The sequence below is a fragment of the Pseudomonas sp. OG7 genome (genome assembly GCF_014192825.1).
Lineage (GTDB): Bacteria > Pseudomonadota > Gammaproteobacteria > Pseudomonadales > Pseudomonadaceae > Aquipseudomonas > Aquipseudomonas monteilii.
In genome coordinates, this window is record NZ_JACHYK010000002.1 from 197,210 (window position 1) to 217,719 (window position 20,510).

General features: G+C 61.7%; 21 protein-coding genes and 3 pseudogenes. 13 read left to right on the forward strand and 11 right to left on the reverse strand.

All coding sequences use genetic code 11. The annotated features are described in order from the left end of the window. Positions 1 to 16: 16 nt before the first annotated feature. Together FHW75_RS05370 and FHW75_RS05375 are read right to left on the reverse strand one after the other, a co-directional pair. Positions 17 to 2,299 carry a heavy metal translocating P-type ATPase gene (locus FHW75_RS05370; RefSeq protein WP_183673281.1) on the reverse strand — a complete coding sequence of 761 codons (2,283 nt, stop codon included), beginning with the start codon at positions 2,297 to 2,299 and terminating at the stop codon, positions 17 to 19. A 5-nt stretch (positions 2,300 to 2,304) separates the two neighbouring features. Continuing rightward, a complete protein-coding gene (locus tag FHW75_RS05375) occupies positions 2,305 to 2,559 on the reverse strand; it encodes a hypothetical protein (protein WP_024086880.1) in 255 nt (84 codons plus the stop codon). Positions 2,560 to 2,646: 87 nt separating this feature from the next. Between FHW75_RS05375 and FHW75_RS05380 the strand changes: the two are divergent. Both FHW75_RS05380 and FHW75_RS05385 read left to right on the forward strand, forming a co-directional pair. Further along, a pseudogene (locus FHW75_RS05380) lies at positions 2,647 to 3,102 on the forward strand (cell division protein FtsH); the annotation flags it as partial. A 27-nt stretch (positions 3,103 to 3,129) separates the two neighbouring features. Then, a complete protein-coding gene (locus FHW75_RS05385; protein ID WP_183673283.1) occupies positions 3,130 to 3,555 on the forward strand; it encodes a potassium channel family protein in 426 nt (141 codons plus the stop codon). 89 nt (positions 3,556 to 3,644) lie between these two features. Here the strand turns inward: FHW75_RS05385 and FHW75_RS05390 are convergent. Continuing rightward, a pseudogene (locus FHW75_RS05390) lies at positions 3,645 to 3,977 on the reverse strand (xylulose-5-phosphate phosphoketolase); the annotation flags it as partial. A gap of 87 nt (positions 3,978 to 4,064) precedes the next feature. Continuing rightward, entirely contained in the window at positions 4,065 to 4,625 is a 561-nt protein-coding gene (locus FHW75_RS05395) for an Hsp20/alpha crystallin family protein (RefSeq protein WP_019098256.1), read from the reverse strand. A 194-nt stretch (positions 4,626 to 4,819) separates the two neighbouring features. Between FHW75_RS05395 and FHW75_RS05400 the strand changes: the two genes are divergently transcribed. Then, on the forward strand, positions 4,820 to 5,551 hold the full coding sequence (locus FHW75_RS05400) for a hypothetical protein (RefSeq protein ID WP_019098255.1): 732 nt from the start codon (positions 4,820 to 4,822) through the stop codon (positions 5,549 to 5,551). Here the strand turns inward: FHW75_RS05400 and FHW75_RS05405 are convergent. Continuing rightward, positions 5,526 to 6,257 (reverse strand): helix-turn-helix domain-containing protein, encoded by a 732-nt coding sequence (locus tag FHW75_RS05405; RefSeq protein WP_183673286.1) that lies wholly within the window; start codon positions 6,255 to 6,257, stop codon positions 5,526 to 5,528. The two genes, FHW75_RS05400 and FHW75_RS05405, sit on opposite strands and share 26 nt — an antisense overlap. A 234-nt stretch (positions 6,258 to 6,491) precedes the next feature. On the opposite strand from FHW75_RS05405, the gene FHW75_RS05410 reads away from it, so the two are divergent. Beyond that, a complete protein-coding gene (locus tag FHW75_RS05410) occupies positions 6,492 to 7,061 on the forward strand; it encodes a GNAT family N-acetyltransferase (protein WP_019098253.1) in 570 nt (189 codons plus the stop codon). 177 nt (positions 7,062 to 7,238) lie between these two features. Here FHW75_RS05410 and FHW75_RS05415 read toward each other — a convergent pair whose 3' ends face one another. Genes FHW75_RS05415 through FHW75_RS05425 form a run of 3 tightly spaced genes read right to left on the reverse strand, consistent with a single transcriptional unit; the run spans position 7,239 to position 10,187 of the window. Further along, on the reverse strand, positions 7,239 to 7,847 hold the full coding sequence (locus tag FHW75_RS05415; RefSeq protein ID WP_019098252.1) for a hypothetical protein: 609 nt from the start codon (positions 7,845 to 7,847) through the stop codon (positions 7,239 to 7,241). 55 nt (positions 7,848 to 7,902) lie between these two features. Next, positions 7,903 to 9,270 carry an MBL fold metallo-hydrolase RNA specificity domain-containing protein gene (locus FHW75_RS05420; RefSeq protein ID WP_025753070.1) on the reverse strand — a complete coding sequence of 456 codons (1,368 nt, stop codon included), beginning with the start codon at positions 9,268 to 9,270 and terminating at the stop codon, positions 7,903 to 7,905. A 2-nt stretch (positions 9,271 to 9,272) separates the two neighbouring features. After that, positions 9,273 to 10,187: a universal stress protein gene (locus FHW75_RS05425; RefSeq protein WP_084297100.1), complete on the reverse strand. Its 915-nt coding sequence runs from the start codon at positions 10,185 to 10,187 to the stop codon at positions 9,273 to 9,275. A gap of 186 nt (positions 10,188 to 10,373) precedes the next feature. Between FHW75_RS05425 and FHW75_RS05430 the strand changes: the two genes are divergently transcribed. Continuing rightward, positions 10,374 to 10,922: a GNAT family N-acetyltransferase gene (locus FHW75_RS05430; protein ID WP_019098250.1), complete on the forward strand. Its 549-nt coding sequence runs from the start codon at positions 10,374 to 10,376 to the stop codon at positions 10,920 to 10,922. Between the two features lie 27 nt (positions 10,923 to 10,949). Here FHW75_RS05430 and FHW75_RS05435 read toward each other — a convergent pair whose 3' ends face one another. Next, entirely contained in the window at positions 10,950 to 11,876 is a 927-nt protein-coding gene (locus FHW75_RS05435; protein ID WP_027615182.1) for a universal stress protein, read from the reverse strand. Between the two features lie 203 nt (positions 11,877 to 12,079). On the opposite strand from FHW75_RS05435, the gene FHW75_RS05440 reads away from it, so the two are divergent. The 4 genes from FHW75_RS05440 to FHW75_RS05455 are packed head-to-tail and all read left to right on the forward strand — an operon-like array spanning position 12,080 to position 14,544. Continuing rightward, positions 12,080 to 12,271, forward strand: a complete 192-nt coding sequence (locus FHW75_RS05440; protein WP_019098248.1) for a hypothetical protein — start codon at positions 12,080 to 12,082, stop codon at positions 12,269 to 12,271. Further along, the gene (locus FHW75_RS05445; protein WP_183673288.1) at positions 12,249 to 12,497 is read left to right on the forward strand and encodes a hypothetical protein; all 249 of its coding nucleotides are present in this window, start codon (positions 12,249 to 12,251) and stop codon (positions 12,495 to 12,497) included. The genes FHW75_RS05440 and FHW75_RS05445 overlap by 23 nt, the downstream gene beginning before the upstream one ends. Positions 12,498 to 12,499: 2 nt before the next feature. Beyond that, positions 12,500 to 13,321, forward strand: a complete 822-nt coding sequence (locus FHW75_RS05450) for a helix-turn-helix domain-containing protein (protein WP_019098247.1) — start codon at positions 12,500 to 12,502, stop codon at positions 13,319 to 13,321. Next, a complete protein-coding gene (locus FHW75_RS05455) occupies positions 13,306 to 14,544 on the forward strand; it encodes a DUF4010 domain-containing protein (RefSeq protein WP_025753079.1) in 1,239 nt (412 codons plus the stop codon). The genes FHW75_RS05450 and FHW75_RS05455 overlap by 16 nt, the downstream gene beginning before the upstream one ends. Positions 14,545 to 14,670: 126 nt before the next feature. On the opposite strand, the gene FHW75_RS05460 is transcribed toward FHW75_RS05455, so the two are convergent. Then, positions 14,671 to 15,168 carry a hypothetical protein gene (locus tag FHW75_RS05460; RefSeq protein ID WP_089230074.1) on the reverse strand — a complete coding sequence of 166 codons (498 nt, stop codon included), beginning with the start codon at positions 15,166 to 15,168 and terminating at the stop codon, positions 14,671 to 14,673. 331 nt (positions 15,169 to 15,499) lie between these two features. Between FHW75_RS05460 and FHW75_RS05465 the strand changes: the two are divergent. From FHW75_RS05465 to FHW75_RS05480, 4 genes and pseudogenes are all read left to right on the forward strand, one after another. Next, a pseudogene (locus tag FHW75_RS05465) lies at positions 15,500 to 16,219 on the forward strand (thiamine pyrophosphate-requiring protein); the annotation flags it as partial. Between the two features lie 117 nt (positions 16,220 to 16,336). After that, positions 16,337 to 16,864: a (2Fe-2S)-binding protein gene (locus FHW75_RS05470; protein WP_025753083.1), complete on the forward strand. Its 528-nt coding sequence runs from the start codon at positions 16,337 to 16,339 to the stop codon at positions 16,862 to 16,864. Beyond that, on the forward strand, positions 16,861 to 17,862 hold the full coding sequence (locus FHW75_RS05475) for a xanthine dehydrogenase family protein subunit M (RefSeq protein WP_019098243.1): 1,002 nt from the start codon (positions 16,861 to 16,863) through the stop codon (positions 17,860 to 17,862). The genes FHW75_RS05470 and FHW75_RS05475 overlap by 4 nt, the downstream gene beginning before the upstream one ends. Beyond that, a complete protein-coding gene (locus tag FHW75_RS05480; RefSeq protein ID WP_089230073.1) occupies positions 17,859 to 20,057 on the forward strand; it encodes a xanthine dehydrogenase family protein molybdopterin-binding subunit in 2,199 nt (732 codons plus the stop codon). Before FHW75_RS05475 ends, FHW75_RS05480 begins: the two co-directional genes overlap by 4 nt. Before the next feature lie 15 nt (positions 20,058 to 20,072). Here the strand turns inward: FHW75_RS05480 and FHW75_RS05485 are convergent, their stop codons facing one another. Next, complete coding sequence (locus FHW75_RS05485) at positions 20,073 to 20,462, reverse strand: NUDIX domain-containing protein (RefSeq protein WP_050545243.1); 390 nt, start codon at positions 20,460 to 20,462, stop codon at positions 20,073 to 20,075. Positions 20,463 to 20,510 lie beyond the last annotated feature (48 nt).

Sequence of the window (20,510 nt, forward strand, 5' to 3'; positions counted from 1 at the left end):
GCGCTGAACACCGCGCTCAGCGTTGATCCAGGTACCGGTACAGGGCTTCTTCCTGGTCGAAATGCAACTTGGTCAAGGTGTCCAGGCGTATCAGCTGGTGCTGGATTTCATCAGGGCTCGGGCTCGCTGCCGCCCGGCTGAAATCTTGGCTCATGCAAGAAAGAAGATGGATGAGTCGGAAGATTTCCCGGTGGGTATGGCTCATCGCCGACAGTGGATCTTCGCCGGGCATGAAGCGGCTCAGCAGCGGATACAAACGACGCTCGTCATCGTGCTCGTGGCGTTCCAGAAGGTCATGCAGCCCGGTGACCAGTTTGCCCAGGTCGTCCCGCGCCTGCTCGATGGGGCGTTTGGCGAAGTCGCAGGCCATCTGGCTCAGCTCCGTCAGCAACCCGTCCAGTTGCCGATGCTCATCCTGCAACCGATCCAGGTCCTCGACGGCAAGCCCACTGCGACGCATGGCCGTCAAGGGGCCCAGCGCACGCAAGGCGTTGACGATGATCAACAGGTCGATAGCTTCCTGCAACACCGCCCCCATTAGCGCGGGCAGGTAACCGGCGGCTGCAACCAGCATGGCCAGCAACGACAGGCTCATGCCCACCCATACCCCCTGCCGGGCGATGTACACGGCGTGCCGAGCGATATCCAAGGCATCGACCAATCGATCGAGGCGATCGACCAGCAACACCACACCGGCCGCCTGGGCAGACGCCGTGACGCCAGAAGCGCCCATGGCAACCCCGACATCGGCCGCCGCCAATGCTGGCGCATCGTTGATGCCATCGCCGACCATCAGCGAGGGTGCCATGCGGCAGCCGTCTTGCACCAGGCGAATCTTGTCTTCTGGAGAGAGCCCCGAGCGAAGCTCGTCGATACCCGCCGCCAGCGCAACCATTTCCGCCGTTTCCGGGCGGTCACCGGTGAGCATGACGATCTTTTCGATCCCGCGCGCCCGCAGGCGGCGCAATGTCTGGGGGGTTTCCCGACGCAGGTCATCGGCCAGCCGCAGTACCGCTTTCAACTCACCGTCAACCGCCACGAAACTGCCACTGTTGGCCAGGTAGTCCAGTTGCTGCAAACGCGCCTGTGCCCACCGGCCATCGTCCTTCTCGTTCTGCACGTAGGTCAGGGCGCCCAAGCGTACGGCCTTGCCTTGAACAATCCCGGCAAGCCCCTGGCCGGGGCTTTCCTGCACCTGCTCGGGAGCGGTCAGCGTCAGGTTGCGCAGACGGGCAGCATGAACGATGGCCTGGGCAATCGGGTGGGTGGATGACTGGGCCAACGAAGCGGCCAACTGCAGCATCTGCAAGGGTACGCCTTGCCCCTTCAGTTCGATCGACTGCAACTGGGCATGACCACTGGTCAAGGTACCGGTCTTGTCGAGGAACACCTGGCGGATGCCGGCCAAGGCTTCAAGCACCTCGCCGTCACGCACGAGTATGTTGCGCCGTGCAGCCCTCGAAATACCTGAGATGATGGCAATCGGTACTGCCAGTATCAGCGGGCAAGGCGTGGCGACCACCAGCACGGCAAGCACTCGCTGCACATCGCCACTGGCCCACCACGCCAGCGCAGCAATGAGCAATGTCAGCGGGATCAGCGCCAGCGCATAGCGGTCGGCCAGGCGCATGAAGGGTGCCCGTGACTGACGTGCCGCTTCGGCCAGACGCACGATGCCAGCGTAGGTACTTTGCGCCGCGGTATGCGTGGCCAGCAACAGCAGCGGCGCACCGGAGTTGGTCACCCCACTGGCCACCGGCTCACCGGCATGGCGGGTAACGGGTAACGATTCGCCAGTCAGCGCAGCTTCGTCCAGGGTTGCCTGCTCGGATTGCAACCACCCATCCACCGGCACGATCTCACCCAGGCGCACCAGTACACTCTGCCCAGCGCGGACTTCGTCCACCGGTACCTCACGCAAGCCATCCTGCTCTTGAATCCAGGCCCGCTGAGGGGCCCGGTCGATCAGTGCCCGCAACTCGCGCTCGGCGTGACGCAAACTGAGAGTCTCCAATGCACGGCCCGTGGCAAGCATCAGTGCAACCACTGCGCCTACCAGCATCTGCCCAAGGGCCAGGGCCGCGCCAATCGACATCAGCGCGATCAGGTCAATGCCCACCTCACGCCTGGCCAGACGCTGGGCCATTTCCCCCGCCAGCACCGCTGCCATGATCGCGCTGCCGGAGGCCCAGATCAGCGCAGCCCAGGTCGGCTGTTGCGCCGCATAGGCCAGCCCTCCGAGCAGCAAGGCCAGAACGCAGACCATCAACAAGCTTGGATCCAGCCATCGCCGTGACATGGCGGTCACTTGCGTTTGGCCTGCTGGAGCAACTGCTGGACCTGTTCCTGTGCCTGGGTCGCTCTGCGCAGCGCCTCGTTGGCGGTCTGCTCGACCAGGTCTATGCGGTAGCACACCTGATCGGCCCGCAACCGGGCGGTAGCCGCATTGTTCTCGGCCGACTCCAGGCGCGCGTCGTATTCTTCAGCGTGCCAAGGGGTACAGCCCGATGCCGATGCCAGCAGCAGGCTGGACAATCCGGCAAGCAGATAGCGTTGCATGTTGGTGCCCTCGCGCATGCTCAAGACACCCCCAGTATCGGCATCGCCGCCCACCGTAGCCTGACATTTATCAATCTCCCTCAGCGTGCCGCGCAAATGCTCCGCGACCGGATTGTCGTACTGATGGCCGGGCGAGCCGCTGAAAGCCTGGTATTCGGTCAGGTGTCCACCGGGGCCGCCGACGATCTGGGGCGCGCCACCGACATTGCTCGCCAGCTGATCACCCGATTCGGCATGAGCACGGAACTGGGCCAGGCAGTGCTGGAGCGGCAGCAGGCCAGTTACCTGGGCGAATCGTTGTTGCGCCAGGATCGCAAGGACTACTCAGAGCAGACTGCACGCGAAATCGACCTGGGTATTCGTGGCCTGGTGGAAGACGCCTAGGCCCGTGCCCGGGCCTTGCTCGAGCAACGACGCGCCGACCTGGACACTGGGGCACGCCTGTTGTTGGCCAAGGAAACCATCACCCCGGAAGAATTCCCGGCACTGCTGCCGCAGGCCAAGGAGCCTGCCATCTATAATCTGGTCGATGCGGCCAAATGACACGCCGTTCCAGTCCGAGTAGCGACCATGCTCACCGTCACATTGATCAACATGCTGGTGGTGATCCTAGTGGTGATCATCCACTACGAATGCCTGCTGCGCCTGAACGACTGGCTACCGCGGCTGAAACTGTGGAGCCGATTCCGGATCGTCGCAGGCGTATTCGGCGCGCTGCTGGCCCATGCACTGGAGGTCTGGTGTTTCGCCCTGGTGTATTACCTAATGACTCTCGCCGAAGGCTGGGGCTCGCTCAGTGGCAACTTCGACGGCAGCTTCCTGGATTGCGTGTACTTTTCCTTCACCACCTACACCACGATAGGCTTTGGCGACATCGCCCCTACCGGCCATCTCAAGTACCTCACCGGCCTGCAAGCATTGACAGGCCTGGTGCTGATCACCTGGACCGCGTCGTTCCTGTTCCTCGAAATGCAGAAATACTGGAAAGCCAAATAGCGTCTGCTCAGGCGTCTGGGTGCGGCGTCCAGTGCCATTTTGCAACCTCAGGCATGTCTTCGCCATGCTCGATCAGGTACAGCTTTCTGCGCATTGCGTTCTATCGCAGGGTTCAGCTCGGTATAGGTGCCATCCAGGTACGCCTGGGCAACCATGGCCGGGCCGCCATGACCAGGGCCGGTGACGAAGAGCATGTTGAGATCGTAATGGCGGATCAGCCGGTTCAGATGGGTGTAGATCAGGTTCAACCCCGGTGATGTGCCCGAGTGCCCCAGCAACCTGGGCTTGATGTCGGCCAACTTCAGCGGGGTGGCCAGCACGGGGTTGCTCTGCAGATAGATCTGGCCAACGGTAAGGTAGTTCGCGGCACGCCAGCAGGCATCCAATCCTTCGAGTTCCTCGGTACCTGGAAAATCGTTCATGATCGCCCCCTCTTGTCGATGGCGCGCCCGCGTATGTGTTCGGATGCGAAGACGGAGCATCCCTGCTCCTGAAATCGGTCGGGTCAATCACTTGCTGCTTTTGATAGGAATCACTTTTTCGGGGTGAATCGCTTCTGCACGCTTGGGCAGATGCACCAGCAGCACGCCCTTCGCGAACTGTGCATTAATCTTTTCCACGTCTACTTCACGGGGTAGCTGGAAGACCCGCTCGAAGCTGCCGTAGTGCCGCTCTGACAGGTGGTACTCCTTGCGCTTTTCGTCAACCGCTTCCTGCTTCTCGCCGCGGATCACAACGTTGCCATTGACCAGCTTGATCTCGATGTCCTTGTCGTCCACACCAGGCAGTTCGGCGCTGATGCGAAACTCATCGGCCAGTTCGCTGATATCCATCGCCGGCATGCCATGGCTGAACAGTTCACGACGCCAGAATGGCTCGACATCGAACGGGGTATGGCTGAACGGCATGCGCAATGGCCGGCGACCGAAATCGTCGAACAGGCTGTCGATCTGACGCCGCAACTGCTGGAATGGGCGCCACAAGTCCGATGTTTCGGTACTTGGCGGCGTAACCTTGGCAGGTTGGGTGGTTGCGGAAGTGACAGGTACTTTCTTCGCTGCTTCGGACATGGCGCCCTCCTCTAATGAGTAATGCCTCCCTGGGAGACGCCTCGATATTGCGCTGGCAGTCAACCTTGCGTTTGACCTTTATCAATCGCCTGGCTGCCACCATCGTTTGTCGATTTGATACTGATCAAAGTCCCGCTCTGGCATGCGGTTAGCCTGAAAACTGCGCGACACAGCCAGACAAGATCGAGGCGACTATGGAGCGGGACGACAGCAGAAGTGTCCGCTTGCTTGAAACCCTACCGGGCCCGGGCATTCAACAGTGCCTGCGCCTTGCACTGTGCAGCGCGCAGTTCAGCGAGGCGATGCCAGGTCAGTATTGCCTGCTGGCCAATCGTACCGAGCGCTGGCCTTGCAGCTACGTCAGCCTGCCCGGGGTGGATGGGCGGTTTCTGGTGACGACCCGTAGCGCACATCCTCTGGGGCAGCCAGGCGAGCTTCTGGGGTATTCAGGCCCTTTGGGTAGTGCCTGGCCAGTGCCCTTGCAGAGCGCACGGCTACTGGCGATCACACGTGGTGAAGGAATATTGGCGTTACTGTGCATGCTGGATGAAATCCGCTGCTGGCTGCCTTGGGTGCAGGTGCGGTTACTGCACGACGGCTTGCCGCTGGAGCGCCTGCCCAACGAATGCCGGGCGTGGCTTCACAAGCAAGCGAAAGCGCCGCGCGACAGCTCCAGCGGATGGCGGCAACTGACACATCAATTGCAAGAGTTCCAGCCAGATACGGTCTATGGTTGCGCGCCGGCTCAGGTGGCCCGGCAGGCGGCGCGCATGTGTTGGCAAAAAGGAGTTTCGCCCCAGCGCATCTGGCTGCGGTCCGATCATATGCCTCGGCCAACCTGGGGGGATCAACTCCCTCTGGATGGGCCGGTCCAACGCTACGACAGGGTTCTGGCTGCGCTCAAGTGGGCTCCTCCAGCCGGCTGAGGTTCAGTAGGCCTTGCAAGTCGACCAATCGAACTTCCCGCCCGACGCACTTCACGAACCCTGCCTGGGTGAAACGGCTGAACAACCGGCTGACGGTTTCCAGGGTAAGGTCCAGGTAGTTGGCGATATCACCTCGGGACATCGGCAGGTTGAAGACGTCTGCGCGCAGACCGCGTTCGTGATAGCGCTCCGACATGCCGAGCAGGAAAATCGAAAGCCGCTGCTCGGCTCGCCCATGGCAGCAACGCAAGTGTTCGTCCTTACTCTGAATCCCCAGGCTCAGCATATGCAACAGCTGGTAGCGCAAGCCAGGGATCTGCCCCGACAGGTCGACGAGCTGATCCAGCCTGATGGAACACACCGGCGAAACCTCCAGCGCCAGTGCATAGCTTCGGTAATGCCAGGCACCGATAGCGTCCAGCCCAAGCATCTCCCCCGGCAGGACGAAGCCGGTAACCCGCTCGTTGCCCCCGGCATCGAGCAGGAAACTCTTGATGGCCCCTGAACGCAGGGCGTACACATGCTCCATGGGCTCATCGGCCTTGAACAGATATTCGCCCTTCTTCAAAGGCCGGTTACGGCGCACGATTCGCTCCAGCTTGTCCACTTCGTCGGTACTAAGGCTGGCGGGTAGGCATAGCCGGCTCAACGAACACGCAAGGCACTTCACATGGGGCCTTGCCCCCATATCCAGAGGGCCTGACATGATCATGCCTCCGCTGTTCTACATGCGGGTATTAATACAAATTAGCGCGTTCACCTGGCCTCTTCTGGCTGTCCGACAAAGGGTTGCGCCAGCCCGGATGATCCGCTGTTGTTCCCCGCCTGACAGATGACAGCGGCCGGCGACCGGGGCAATTGACAACTATCAAGTCCACGAAGGGTCGAGCGTCGAAACTGAACCTCCATTGTTCATTCCCGACCCACGAGGATCATTGCCATGGCTCCTACAGAACCCTCCCGTCAATACACCGCCCCCTCGTTTCCCAAGCCTGCGGGCGAGCATTGGATCGAAGCCCTCGACAATGGCACCCACGTACTGATCAGGCCGCTGCAAGCCAAGGACCGGGAGCGCGAAAGGGCCTTCATCGAACGGCTGTCACCGCAATCGCGGCATTTTCGCTTCCTGTGCCAGATCAAGGAGCCCGGTGAGGCAATGCTCGACCAGTTGATGGCGGTCGACCAGGACCGACAAGCCGCCTATGTCGCCCTCGCCCATGTGGACGGCGAACTGCAGGAGGTGGGCATATCGCGTTATGCCGCCATTGCCGGCAAGGATGAATGCGAATGCGCCGTGACGGTGCTTGACAGCTGGCAGCACCATGGACTGGGCCGCCTGTTGCTCAAGCACCTGACCGATCATGCCCGGGCAAAGGGCATGCGGCAGATGTACTCGATCGACTCAGCCGCCAACCTGGCGATGCGCGACCTGGCCAAGGCGGCAGGATTCACCACCAGCACCGATCCGGATGATCCGGCCCAGGTCATCCATCGCCTCAACCTGACCTGAAGCGCCGTTGCGCCAGTGCCTGGGGCAGCCACCGTGCTGCCCCGTCCGCTTCAAGCCACACAACCTCCGGCCATACCCATCCGCACGAGTTGCCCGCCCCAGATTCCCCCGCCTTCGCTGTGCTGTTCGCCGCGACGGGCGCCGGTCGTTTCAGCTACTGGCAAGCACTACTACCATTCAAGGCACCGTCACCCGGGCCTCTTCAGGCAGCAGGTCGAACTGTTCGAGGCAACGCTGTTCATCGTCTGCCGTCAACGCCTTGTATGCGCTCACTTCCCGCATCGGCGTTTCGAACAAGGCCAGGCGTATCACCCCATTGCGGTCGAGAAACGTTTGCGCCAGGCAGGTACACACCGGCTTGCCGACCAATGCCGTGAGCTTTTCATCCTCAAGGGTGTTCACCCGGGCCTGCAGGCTGTCTGTGCAATTCTCCACGATACGGTCCACCGAGCGCCCCGCCAGCCAAAGCGTGCCGCCAGCGAGCAACGCCAGGAACAGCAACAAGCCCAAAAGCACGTTTGACTCCTGGGTGACCGAGCGCAGGAAAGCAAGCCGAGCCTGCCAGCCCGTGGCGTGGCCATTGAATATGGTCTTGGCTACCGTGCGTTTCACGCCACGCTGCACCACCCAGCCTAACGCCACGCACAAGGCGAGCAAAGCCAGCAGCACAAGTGGATGTTGCATCGGCAGGCGCCAGTTCGGGCTCAACGCCCGGTAGGCAGCGAACACGGCGAGCACCGCGAAGATGGCCACGATCAAACCCAGGCTCCCCCGTGGCCGATGCATCCAGGCCCGGATTTTCGACCTTGCTTGTGTTTCCATGACAACCTCCCGGCCCAGGCTAGCGCACTGGGTCAATGGCAACGGTTTCCTGATACTCGGGCACGTACACCTGCCAACCGAGCTCGATGCTGATCCGCCGCCGCAACGTGTCGGCGGCGTGCGGCTCACCATGGATAACGTAGGTCTGGCGAGGGGGGCGGGCGAATCCGCGCAGCCACTCCATGATCTCGTCGGCATCGGCATGCGCAGACAGGTTCTCCATGGCATGCACCTGGGCCCGGATGGGCACGTCTTCGCCATGCAGGCGGACACTGCGCGCCCCGGCGACGATATCGGCGCCGCGCGTACCACCGGCCTGGAAACCCGAGAACAGGATGCTGTTACGTGGGTTGGGCGCCAGCGCCTTGAGATGGTGCAAAACCCGTCCACCGGTCGCCATGCCACTGGCGGCGATAATGACCGCAGGTTCACGCAACTGATCCAGATGCCGGGATTCATCGACGGTACGGATGATATGCGTGCCCCTGCACATTGCAGCGCATTGCGCTGGCGTCAAGCGATGCTCGCTCCTGAACTGTTGGTACAGGGTGGTTGCGTCGGTAGCCATAGGGCTGTTGAGGTAGACAGGGATGTCGGGTATCAGGCCATCGCGTTTGAGCTTGTACAGGTAGTACATCAGCAACTGGGCACGGCCAACGGCGAACGACGGCACCAAGGTTATGCCATGGCGCAGGAGGGTCTGGTTGATGACCTGGGCCAGGAATTGCTCGGTCGACTCGGTTGGATGCTGGCGATCGCCGTAGGTGGACTCCACCAGCAGCACGTCTGCCGTCCTGATCAGTTCCGGCGCGCGCATGATCGGGTCTTGTGGCCGGCCCAGGTCGCCAGAGAAGACCACGGTCTGGCCGTCTACCTTGATCTGTACCGTCGCGGCGCCGAGTATGTGCCCAGCCGTGCGCAACAGCAGCTCCATCCCCGGCGCAATCACGGTCGGGTGATGCAACTCCACAGGGCGGAACAATGCCAAGGCGCGCTTTGCATCCTGTGCGGTGTAAAGCGGGCGTGCCGGTGAATGCTTGGAATAGCCGTGTCGGTTGGCATGCTCGGCCTGCTCTTCCTGCAGCCGGGCGCTATCGAGCAACAGGATCTCGGCCAAGGCACAGGTGGCCGGCGTAGCGTAGATCGGCCCGGTATAGCCTTCCTTCGCGAGCACCGGAAGATAACCGCTGTGGTCGAGGTGGGCGTGGGTCAGCACCACGGCATCGAGCGCGCGCAGCGCCGCCGATAGCGGTTCCCAGTTGCGCAGGCGCAGTTGCTTGTAGCCTTGGAACAGTCCGCAGTCGATCAGCACGCGGCTGCTGTCGCGGGTCAGCAGGAACTTGCTGCCGGTCACGGTCCCGGTCCCGCCGAGGAAGGTCAGTTGCATGGCTAGGGCTCCAGGGTTTCGGCCGCTTGAGGGTGAACCGCCAGCACGCTGCACGGCGGGCGGCTGACGATGCGTTCGGTGGTGTCGCCGAGCAGTTTTTCCAGGCCCTTTGGCTGCACGACGCCCATGACCACCGCGTCGATATCCAGCACAGCGACCTGCTCGCGAATCACCTGGACCGGGCCTCCTTCCATGAAGTGGCGGCGTTCCGCCGCGACCCCCTCGGCGTCTGCCAGGGTGTCGAACGGCTCCTTCAGGGCACTGCGCATCTCATCGATCCACGCCTGGGTGACGTTCATGTCCGAAGCAAACACGTCCGTAAGGTTGTAGGCCGAGAGCAGGTGCAACTGCGCATCGCATTGCAGTGCAAGCGCCTGCGCGGCGCGGATCAGGCCACGGTTGAAGGACGCCTGGACCTCGGGCGTTTCGCTGAAGGAAGTGTCAACGGCGACCAGCACGCGTTGGGGCAGTGACGCTGCTGCCGCCGGTACGAAGTGCATGATGCCCTTCAAGCCCCGCATCAACGCGCAATCCAGGGGCGTGCTGAACAGGCGCACCATGGTTGGCGTCGCTTCGCTGTCCTTGATGACCATATCAGGCTGCAGTTCGCTGATGTAGTCGATGGCCTGGCTGCGGATGTCCTCTGCCTGCAAGCTGTCAACCGTCAAAGCGATGCCGCTGCCACGGTGACGCTCGACCAACCCAGCCAGCCGCACACGGTAGTGGTCGAACTGACGCTGGATATCGGCCTCGTTCAATCGCTCTTCGCGCAGCAGGTGCTCCTGCGTCGGTTCGAACAAGCCCAGTACATGCACACTGGCACCACTGACATGCGCCAGGGCCAGGGCCCGGCGTAGCGCGGCCGAATGCGGGTCGAGCTCGGTGAGCAGCACCAGCAGTTGTCGATATTGACCCATGGCGAACCTCCGGGCTTGCGCGTCTGGCGTGATGATGTAGGCGATTGTCCGAAAGCAGGCCTGTTCGCGCTTGATACAGATCAGAAAACCACCAGCCGAGCCTGAACTTGACGATTGTCAGAACCGGCGCCGCCCAGCACGGTACAAAAGCTCTGGCAAGCATCGACCAGATAAGCGGGAGGCGACATGAACAGGCAGCAGACTGAAAAGCCAGACGCATGCGAGCATTGGATCGAAAAGCTTTCTGACGGCACTGCTGTGCTGATCCGCCCCCTGCGCGAGGAAGACCGGGAAAGGGACCGCCGTTTTCTCAGCACGATCGCCTTCGAGACCCGGCGTTTCCGCTTCATCGCCGGGCTCAGCGGCGGTGCCCCGAGCCTGGATGCGCAGCATATGCCAGTGGATCATCACCAGCGTGAAGCCTACGTTGCCCTGGTCCATGCAGATGGGCAGTTGCGCCAGATTGGGGTCAGTCGGTATGCCAGTGTTCCCGGCAGCCTCCTGTGCGAATGCGCCGTAGCCGTAAATGAAGAGTGGCAACGCAAGGGGCTGGGCCGGCTGCTGATGCAGCACCTGATCGCAGCCGCAAAGCGCAATGGCTTTCACTTCATGATCTCCAGGGACCTGGCGAACAACTACGCCATGCACCGGCTGACCAAGGCCCTGGGGTGGGCCTCACGCTACGTGGGTGGCGATGTCAGCGAAATCATCCACGAACTCGATCTTCGCACCTGAAAACAAGGCCCTCTCGGGCCTTGTCTCTCAGCCTTGGGAATGCTCTGGTGAAATCACCAGCATGCTGCTGGACAACCGATGCAACACCCGCTCTGCAGTGGTACCGATGAACCAGCCAATGCCGTGATGGTGGTAGCTGCCCATGACCAGTACATCGATATCATTGTTCTCCATGAACAGCGCCAGCACCTTGGCCGGGTCTCCCAGGCGCAGGTGGCGGTGTTCGGGGGCGATACCGTTGCGTTCGGCGAGTACCTGGAAGGCCTCGCTTTGCGCCTCGTGCAGTGTTTGGGCGAGGTTGGAATCGAACAGAAACGAATGCTCGCGGCTGCCGCTTGAGTCCAGGTACATGGACCCTAGATCGTAGGCATATAGCAGTTCGATCTGGGCATTGCACTGTAATGCCAGTTTCAGCGCTTCGCTGATGATCTGGTCGTTGAACCCCTCGAACTGGTCCTCGGGGCGGGACAGGTCCACGGCAGCCAGAATCTTGCGCGGCAGCGCGTGGCTGGCCTGATGCACCAGATGCAGGGGAATGCGGGTTTCGCGCAGCAACTGAATGTCGAGCGAGGTGAACATCGCCCGCACCCACCAGGGTTCATGCTCGAAGGCCTTGATGAGCAGGGCGAATGGCTGCTCGCGCAGATGGACGAGGATCTCGTCCAGCGGATGCTGCACCCATACCACTTCGGTGGTGACCGTGACCCCGTTACGGCGCATCGAAAGCGCTTGGGTTTCCAGCCATGCACGGTGTTGCTGAACATAACCTTCACGCATCACAGCCAGTGCCTGGTCATTGACCAGGCCCGCCGTGGCAAGGCCTTCGAGATAGTCGAAAGCAACGATATGCAGGGCCATGCCCTTGGCCTTGGCCAGCGCAGCCGCACGGTCGTAGACCGGGGTGCGCCGCATCAGGGGCGAGGCGATCAGCAGAAGTCTTTGCGGGTTGTCCATGGCACACCTCAGCGGTTGGTGAGTGTTGCTGGATCATCCATCACCCGCACCTGGCGGATTTGATGTTTATCAACTGAATTACTGGGCGGACAGACGGCAACGCCGACTGCGCGGAAATTTGATGCTGGTCAAAGCTTCTGGCCGTTAACGGCGCAATCTGACCCCACACCAACAACAATCATCGAATGCCCCGGAGGCGTGTCATGGCGCACATGAAAACCATCGAAGTTGCCCATGAGACATTCGCCAACCAGCGCGATGGCGTGATGAAAATGGCCATCACGCCCTACCCCCCCCTGTTGCCGGCAGGGATGCCTTCGTTACGCATGGATTTGCAGTTGGTTTGCGCATGCATGCTCTTTGGAGGCTTTCATGAACATCTACGTCGAAAATAATCCTGAACAGGATCGCTGGTGGGTCCGCATGGACGACTGCCGGGTGAGCTTCAGTACGCCCAACGAAGCGCAAGCTTTCGTCGATCGGTTGAATGCGCGCCTCAACGCGCCCCATTCACGGGACATGCTCGCCGACTGGTCACCACGCCCAGATATGGGCAACGTTGGCAAAGCCAATGCACGGATGGCTGCCCAGGCAGGTCTACGATGCGCGAAGGAGGCCTGAAAATGACTGGTCTACTGGAAGTGACCTTGCTCGACCAACCTGCAGCGTCGAGCCCGGCAACCCCGATTCATCTCAAACCGCTAGCAACCCTGTGCACAGAGTGCCGTGTCAGCGGGCTGTGCTTGCCCACCGGTCTGCCCGTGTATGACAACAGTTGCCTGGGTGCACTGATCGGACCACGCATGCGCATTCGCAAAGGCGCCGCGCTGTTCAACGCCAACGATCCGCTGACGACGCTTTATGCCGTGCGCTGTGGCAGCTTCAAGACCAGCCTGAACAGCGCCGAAGGCCAGGGCGTGGTGATCAACTTCTGGATGGCGGGCGATGTGCTTGGGCTCGACGCCATCGCAACCGAGCATCACGTATGCGACGCCATTGCTCTGGAAGACAGCGAAGTTTGCCCTGTCCCCTATCGCCGGTTGCAGGCACTGGCACGCGACTTTCCCGTCCTGCAGCAAAGCCTGAACCGTTTGATGAGCCGAGAAATCGTACGCGAGCATGAGCGGGTGCTGATGCTGTGCAACCTTACCGCCGAACAGCGCCTGGCCAGCTTCCTGGTGGGGTTGTCACGGCGCTTCGTCAGCCGGGGCTATTCTGCCCACGGCTTCATGCTGCGCATGTCCCGGGAGGACATGGCTTCGTACCTGGGACTTCGTCTTGAGACCGTGTGTCGTTCGGTCGCCCGCTTGCGTGCGCTAAGCATCGTCAGTATGCGTGGCAGGCTTGTCGAGATACTCGATCTGCCAGCCTTGATAGCCCTCGAGCAAGGCGGCGCGGAAGTCGCGCCCAAGGACACTCCGAAGGCGCCATGCTCGACACGATGAATGTCAGCCACGGCGCTGTGGCGCTAGGCGTCGGCATGCTGGTGGGGCTTGAGCGCGAGCGCAAGAAAGGCCGCAATGAAGACCATGCCGCCGCCGGCCTGAGGACGTTCGCCATCACCGCCCTGCTGGGCTACGTCAGCATGTTGCTGGCCGGACCGGTGCTGGTCGGGGTCGCCAGCATTGGCCTGGTGCTGATGCTGTGCATGCATTACCGCAAACATGCCGACAAAGACCCCGAAGTCACCAGCGAAATCGCCCTGCTACTGGTGCTGACGCTGGGCGCGCTAAGCTTGAGCGAACCCGAACTTGCTACGGCGGTAGGCGTGGTGCTGACCGTGCTGCTGGCACTGCAGCGTGAATTACATCATTTCGTGCTGCAACAACTAAGCGAAGAAGAAGTGCGCGATGGTTTGATGCTGTTGACGATAGCACTGGTGGTACTGCCATTGACACCGAACCGTTTCCTGGGACCTTACGGTGTGGTAAACCCTCGCACGATCTGTACCCTGGCGGTCTTGCTGATGACCGTTGGGGCATTAGGCCATATTGCCATGCGCCTGATGGGCCCGCGTTATGGCTTGCCGATGAGCGCAATCGCGTCAGGCTTTGCCTCAAGCTCTGCCACTATCGCGCTGTTGGCACACGAGGCTCGACGGCAGCAGGCGGCTGCCAGATCCTTCGCCTCGGCAGCGGTGCTGTCCAACCTCGCCAGCATCACGCAATTCGCCCTGGTGCTGGCTATCGTCGACCGACGCCTGCTGAAACCATTCGTACCATCGATCGGGCTCGGCGCCTTGATCACCGTGGTTTATGGTGTATTACTGCTGGCACCCTGGCGTGCCACCTCCGGAGGCTCGCCAGCACATCGGGGTGACGGGGCCTTCAGCCTCTGGACAGCTCTAATCATTACCGTCGCCCTGACCTGCATCGCCTTGTTCTCGGCATTTCTTCTTCAGCATCTTGGCCACAATGGCGTGAATATAGCGGCCTTCGTCAGCGGTATGGGCGATGCTCATGCAGCAATTGCCTCGGTGGCCTCACTGGTCATTGTCGGCAGGCTAAGTGTGGAGAGTCTGGTAATACCAGGCTTGCTGGCGTTGTCCGGAAACACGTTGACCAAATGTATATTGGCCCTGACCAACGGCGGCTTCAGTTTTGCGCGATACCTTGTTCCCGGCCAACTGATCATCCTCGGAGCAATGTGGCTGGGGCTTGTGATTTGAGGTTGTATCAGCAGGCCCTCTACCAACGACATTATTGCCTAACAACATAATCATCATATTGAGAGGCCTTGCCAGGAACGCTTGCGCTCCGCAGGGCAAGGCCGGAACCGGAACCGCGGCGGATGATTATTGGGCTGGCTTCGGGGCTGGCGGCTCCATGGAGCGCTGCATGGGCATGTCTTTCATGTTGGATGGCGAACTCATCATGCCGGCCTGCTGATCCAACATTTTCATCATCATTTCCATCATCTTTGGGTCCATCATCTTCATGTGCATACCCATGCCCTTTCCGGCACAACCGTTTTGCATCATGCCCAGTCCATCCTTCATCGCCTGCATGCCGTCATGCATGGCCGCCTGGCGCTCCTCCGGGGTCTTGGCGGCAGCGATCCTGTCGTGAATGGCCTGCATCCTTTGTACCTGTTCGGCCATGACCTTTTCCTGGCCCTGGGCTGACGCCGACTGGCTTTGGGCGCCCGCCGGAGCCTGATCGGGGTGGTGTTCATCGACAGCCACGGCAAGAAGCGGGCTGCCGATCAGCAGTGCGGCGACAAGCGGTCTGGTAGTGATGTACATGGCGATCTCCAGATGTTTAAACGGGTGTGCATGCTCCTCCAGACTCATAGCGACATCCTTATGGGCTACTGCGGAGTCATGCACTGGGTAGAACAGCCATGACCTGCCGCACCCCCGAAGACCAGCACCAATAGCACCAGGGTAATGTGTAGCAACCTGCTTTGATGGTTTTAGAGCCAGATCATCTGCACAACCCGTGGCGAAACTAAGCTGGACACTAGCACTGGCAGCTTTGCCACACTTGATCAGGATCAAAAAGCCGAGTAGTGAACGTCCGGGCTCTGTATGAAACTCGTATAGATACGTGCTTGAGCAAGGCCCCGTCAGGCCGGAACTTAGCATTTGACGAAATGAGTCTGACGTAGACATTCTGGCCTGAGCAGCCTTCATGGCCAGCGCCCATGCCAAGTTCACCGGCGAGCTCGGTGTGTGCATGGCCACATCCGGCCCGGGCGGCATTAGGTGGGCACTACCAGCAGGAGCTGGACCTGCTGTCGATGTTCAAGGACGTTGCCGGTGCGTTCGTTCAGCAGGCATCGACCCCCGAGCAGGTGCGCCACCTGCTCGACCGTGCGGTGCGTACGGCCGTCGGCGAACGCCGCGTCACCGCTGTCATCCTGCCCAACGACCTGCAGGACTTCCCCTACAACGAACCGCCGAGGTGCTCAATGCCGGGCACAAGGTGGCGATACTGGTGGGTGCCGGCGCACTGCAGGCGACAGAGCAGGTCGTTGCAATTGCCGAAACACTCGGCGCCGGGGTGGCCAAAGCGCTACTGGGCAAGGCTGTGCTGCCGGACGACCTCCCATGGGTCACCGGGTCGATCGGCCTCCCCGGCACCGAACCCAGTTATCAGCTGATGAGCGACTGCGACACCTTGCTGATGATCGGCTCCGGCTTTCCCTATTCCGAGTTTTCGCCGAGGGAAGGCCAGGCGCGAGGCGTGCAGATCGACCTGCAACCCGACATGCTCAGCCTGCGCTACCCGATGGAGGTCAACCTGGTCGGCGACGCCAGCGAAACATTGCGCGCACTGTTGCCGTTGCTTGAGCACAAGACTGACCGGCGCTGGCGCGACAAGGTAGAAACCTGGCGCGCGCTGGTCAAGCAAGAAGTGATCGGCACCCCGGCGATCCGGCTGAACGTTTGATCTGCCGGCCCGGTCGCACAAAAGAGACGCAGCAAAGTGCGCGAACCCTGACCGTGAGGACCTACCATGACCGCGATCGCTTCAAACGGGGCTGCGGAGCACCCCATCTGTCTGACCCTTAATGGTCAGCCCCGAACACTGCAGGTGCATCCTTGGGTCACCTTGCTCGACCTGCTGCGTGAGCAATTGGACCTGATCGGCACCAAGAAAGGCTGCGACCATGGCCAATGCGGCGCCTGCACGGTGCTGCGCGATGGAAAGCGCGTCAATGCCTGCCTGACCTTGGCCATCATGTGCGACGGGGCCGACCTGGTGACCATCGAAGGGCTGGCCAGTGGCGACGACCTGCACCCCATGCAGCGCGCCTTCATCACCCACGATGCATTCCAGTGCGGTTACTGCACCCCAGGGCAGATCTGCTCTGCGGTCGGGCTGGTTCACGAGGGACGTGCCGACACCCGCGAGGCCATTCGCGAGCAGATGAGCGGCAATCTTTGCCGCTGCGGTGCCTACGGCAACATCGTCGCAGCCGTGGAAGAAGCCTTACCGTCGATGACGAATGGGGCCAAGGCACAACGAGGGCAGCACCCATGACGCCCTTCAGCTACCACAAGCCCGCCTCAGTCAGCGAAGCGGTGAACCTGGCTGACGCCTGCTCGCACTTCATCGCCGGGGGCACCAACCTGGTCGACCTGATGAAGGAAAACGTGGTTCGCCCCGCGCGCCTGATCGACATCTCCGGCCTTGGGCTGAACGGTATTCACGCCACCCCTGGCGGCGGCGTACTGATCGGTGCAAGGGTGAGCAATGCCGACCTGGCATGGCACCCGCTGATCGAGCGGCATTATCCACTGTTGTCAGACGCGGTCCTGGCGGGGGCATCGCCGCAGTTGAGGAACATGGCCAGCACCGGTGGCAACTTGCTACAACGTACCCGCTGCTACTACTTCTACGACACCGGCACCCCCTGCAACAAACGTGAACCTGGCAGCGGATGCCCTGCGCGTACAGGCATGAACCGCATCCATGCCATTCTCGGTGCCAGCGATGCCTGTGTCGCGACCCATCCCTCGGACATGTGCGTGGCATTGGCTGCGCTCGAAGCCGTGGTGCACGTACAGGGGCCGTCCGGTGAACGGCAGATACCCTTCGCGGATTTCCATCGCCTGCCCGCAGACACCCCCGAGCGCGACAATAACCTGGCATTCGATGAGCTCGTGACAGGCATCGAGCTGCCACCCCCGGTGTTCGAACACCATTACCGTTACCTGAAAATACGCGACCGCGCCTCCTACGCGTTCGCGCTGGTGTCAGTCGCTGCAGCCTTGACCTTCGATGGCGAAGTGATCCAGCAGGCGCGCCTGGCGCTGGGCGGCGTTGCCCACAAACCCTGGCGGGACCCGGTTGTGGAGCGCCTGCTGGCCGGCCAGGTGCCTTCAAAAGCGCTCTTCAACCGCGCCGCGCAAACGTTGCTGCAAGGTGCACAACCCCTGAGCCACAACGGTTTCAAGGTGACGCTCGCTCAGCGAGCAATCGTGCGGGCATTGGATGACGCGGCGCGCGGCGCCGCTAACGGGGGGGCACGACCATGATCACAAGCACACCCGTAGTCGGCACGCCCCTGGACCGCGTGGACGGTGTGGCGAAGGTCACCGGGCAGGCCCGCTATGCGGGCGAATACCCCGAGACGGGCCTGCTGCACGGCAGCGTCGTGTCCAGTACCATCGCGCGCGGTCGTGTTCTCGAAATCGACAGCTCGCTGGCCATGCGCGTGCCCGGGGTTATCGCCGTGCTCGACCATGGCCATCGTCCGCCTATCTCCAGTTATGACGACGACTACAGCGATGCCGACCCTGCCGAGGGCTCGCCGTTTCGGCCCTTGTTCAATGATCGAGTGCTCTACAGCGGGCAACCGTTGGCGCTGGTGATCGCCGAAACCCTCGAACTGGCCCGCTATGCAGGCTCGCTGATCAAAATCGACTATGCCCAGGAGGCTCACCAGACAGATCTGGGCGCATGCCATCAATCGCATGCGGCACCCGCCGAAACACCGGCGCCGCGTGGCGACTTCGCCGGGCAGTTTGCCGGGGCGCCTCTGCAGGTGGATGCCACCTACCTGACGGCCAACGAACACCACAACCCAATGGAGCCCCATGCCTCGACCGTGCACTACAAGGCCGACGGCACTCTGGAAATCCACGACAAGACCCAAGGTACGCAGAACTGCCAGGACTACCTGCACAAGGTCTTCGGCCTGCCCAAGGCAAACATTCGTGTGCGCGCGGCGTTCGTCGGCGGCGCCTTCGGCTCGGGCTTGCGCCCGCAGTACCAGTTGCCGCTGGCAGTGATGGCGGCGTTGCACCTGAAGCGCTCGGTGCGCGTCACCCTGACCCGCCAGCAGATGTTCACCTTTGGCTACCGGCCCCGCACCGAGCAACGCATGCGCCTGGGTGCAGACGCAAACGGGCGCTTGCTGGCGATCGCTCATGATGCGCTTGGCCAGACCTCCCGCTTCGAGGACTTCACCGAACACCTGGTCGAATGGAGCGGCATGCTTTACCAGTGCGATAACGTTGCGCTCAGTTACCGCCTGGCCTCGCTCGATGTGTACACCCCGCTGGACATGCGGGCACCTGGGGCCGCGTCCGGGATGATTGCGCTGGAGTGCGCCATGGATGAGCTCGCCTGTGCAGCCCGGGTTGACCCGCTTGACCTGCGCCGGCGTAATTTCACCGACAACAATGCCAACGAAGGCAAGCCCTACTCCAGCAAGGAATTGCTGGCGTGCTATCAGCACGGTGCCGAACGCTTTGGCTGGCATGGTCGCAATCCGCAACCGCGCAGCATGCGCAGTGGCAACCAGTTAGTCGGCTGGGGGATGGCTGGCGGCGTCTGGGAAGCCATGCAGATGAAGGCCAGTGCCAAGGCGCGCATCGATGCCCGGGGCCACCTTACCGTCAGCAGTGCCACCACCGATATCGGGACCGGCACCTATACCGTCATGACTCAGATCGCCGCCGACGCTGCCGGCGCGAGGGTGCAGGACGTCACCTTCATGCTGGGTGACTCCTCACTGCCCACCGCACCGCTTCAGGGCGGCTCGTTCACGGTGTCTTCGGTGGGCTCGGCCGTGCGCCAGGCCTGCCATGTTCTGCGCACCAAGGTGCTGGAACATGCGCGCAACATGTACCCCCAAGTGGCCAGCACACCCCGGCAGCAGTTCGTTTTCGCCGATGGCTATTTGCACGCGGGCAGTCATCGCCTGGCCATGGCAGACATCGTCGCCAGCGCCCCCGACGGTGCGTTCGAAGTGCAGATCAACGCAGAGCCCGGCGCCAGGCGCCAACCGTTCTCCACCGCCACCCATTCGGCGGTATTCGTGGAAGTCCACGTCGACGAGGACCTTGGCACGATCAAGGTAGCCCGAGTGGTCAGCGCTGTAGCGGCAGGCCGTGTGATAAACCCCAAAACCGCACGCAGCCAGATCCTGGGGGGCGTGGTCTGGGGGGTGGGCATGGCCCTGCACGAAGCAGCGTTGACCGACCACCGGTTGGGCCGCATCGTCAATCACAACCTGGCGGAGTACCACATCCCGGTCAATGCAGACTGCGGGGATATCGAAGTGATCTTCGTTGAAGAGCACGATGACATTGTCAACGAACTGGGGTCCAAGGGCGTGGGCGAAATCGGCGTCGTCGGGGTGGCCGCTGCGGTGGCCAACGCGGTCTACCATGCCACAGGCAAACGGGTGAGGGAATTCCCGATCACGCTCGACAAAGTGATGTGATACGGCTTGGGATGATCAGGCGCAGCGTTTCAGGAGGGTCTTGATCGGGCGCCTTACTCGGCGCTTCGCCACATCCCTGGCCTTGATCCAACGGCAAGCCTCGATCTCGTTTCGAGGGCGTGGCTTATCGTCGGCCTTTCGGGCTTCGAACAGATAATGGATGACCTTGTCCTCCCGGAACATCGTGAGGTAACGAAGCTCGTCGAACGCGAGGCCAGTTTCCTCGGCCATCTCCCGCATAGCCGCCTCAAGCGGCGTTTCGTCTCGCTCGACACGGCCACCCGGCAGGTTCCACTTGGCCTTGCGCTTGCGAACGAACAAAACCTCACCATCCTTGCGGTAGATGATGGTGGCGCGCAGCTTGATGCCTTTGCGTTTCGCTGTTGCAGTGTCCATTGCCTTCATGCGCTGCCCTTGAAGTTGGCCGGTCTGGATCCGGCAGGGTCCTTGCCG

Coding starts and splice junctions, on each gene's coding strand:
- FHW75_RS05370 (WP_183673281.1), bottom strand. CDS start 2,299: ATGTCACGGCGATGGCTGGATCCAAGCTTGTTGATGGTCTGCGTTCTG.
- FHW75_RS05375 (WP_024086880.1), bottom strand. CDS start 2,559: ATGCAACGCTATCTGCTTGCCGGATTGTCCAGCCTGCTGCTGGCATCG.
- FHW75_RS05385 (WP_183673283.1), top strand. CDS start 3,130: ATGCTCACCGTCACATTGATCAACATGCTGGTGGTGATCCTAGTGGTG.
- FHW75_RS05395 (WP_019098256.1), bottom strand. CDS start 4,625: ATGTCCGAAGCAGCGAAGAAAGTACCTGTCACTTCCGCAACCACCCAA.
- FHW75_RS05400 (WP_019098255.1), top strand. CDS start 4,820: ATGGAGCGGGACGACAGCAGAAGTGTCCGCTTGCTTGAAACCCTACCG.
- FHW75_RS05405 (WP_183673286.1), bottom strand. CDS start 6,257: ATGTCAGGCCCTCTGGATATGGGGGCAAGGCCCCATGTGAAGTGCCTT.
- FHW75_RS05410 (WP_019098253.1), top strand. CDS start 6,492: ATGGCTCCTACAGAACCCTCCCGTCAATACACCGCCCCCTCGTTTCCC.
- FHW75_RS05415 (WP_019098252.1), bottom strand. CDS start 7,847: ATGCATCGGCCACGGGGGAGCCTGGGTTTGATCGTGGCCATCTTCGCG.
- FHW75_RS05420 (WP_025753070.1), bottom strand. CDS start 9,270: ATGCAACTGACCTTCCTCGGCGGGACCGGGACCGTGACCGGCAGCAAG.
- FHW75_RS05425 (WP_084297100.1), bottom strand. CDS start 10,187: ATGGGTCAATATCGACAACTGCTGGTGCTGCTCACCGAGCTCGACCCG.
- FHW75_RS05430 (WP_019098250.1), top strand. CDS start 10,374: ATGAACAGGCAGCAGACTGAAAAGCCAGACGCATGCGAGCATTGGATC.
- FHW75_RS05435 (WP_027615182.1), bottom strand. CDS start 11,876: ATGGACAACCCGCAAAGACTTCTGCTGATCGCCTCGCCCCTGATGCGG.
- FHW75_RS05440 (WP_019098248.1), top strand. CDS start 12,080: ATGGCGCACATGAAAACCATCGAAGTTGCCCATGAGACATTCGCCAAC.
- FHW75_RS05445 (WP_183673288.1), top strand. CDS start 12,249: ATGAACATCTACGTCGAAAATAATCCTGAACAGGATCGCTGGTGGGTC.
- FHW75_RS05450 (WP_019098247.1), top strand. CDS start 12,500: ATGACTGGTCTACTGGAAGTGACCTTGCTCGACCAACCTGCAGCGTCG.
- FHW75_RS05455 (WP_025753079.1), top strand. CDS start 13,306: ATGCTCGACACGATGAATGTCAGCCACGGCGCTGTGGCGCTAGGCGTC.
- FHW75_RS05460 (WP_089230074.1), bottom strand. CDS start 15,168: ATGAGTCTGGAGGAGCATGCACACCCGTTTAAACATCTGGAGATCGCC.
- FHW75_RS05470 (WP_025753083.1), top strand. CDS start 16,337: ATGACCGCGATCGCTTCAAACGGGGCTGCGGAGCACCCCATCTGTCTG.
- FHW75_RS05475 (WP_019098243.1), top strand. CDS start 16,861: ATGACGCCCTTCAGCTACCACAAGCCCGCCTCAGTCAGCGAAGCGGTG.
- FHW75_RS05480 (WP_089230073.1), top strand. CDS start 17,859: ATGATCACAAGCACACCCGTAGTCGGCACGCCCCTGGACCGCGTGGAC.
- FHW75_RS05485 (WP_050545243.1), bottom strand. CDS start 20,462: ATGAAGGCAATGGACACTGCAACAGCGAAACGCAAAGGCATCAAGCTG.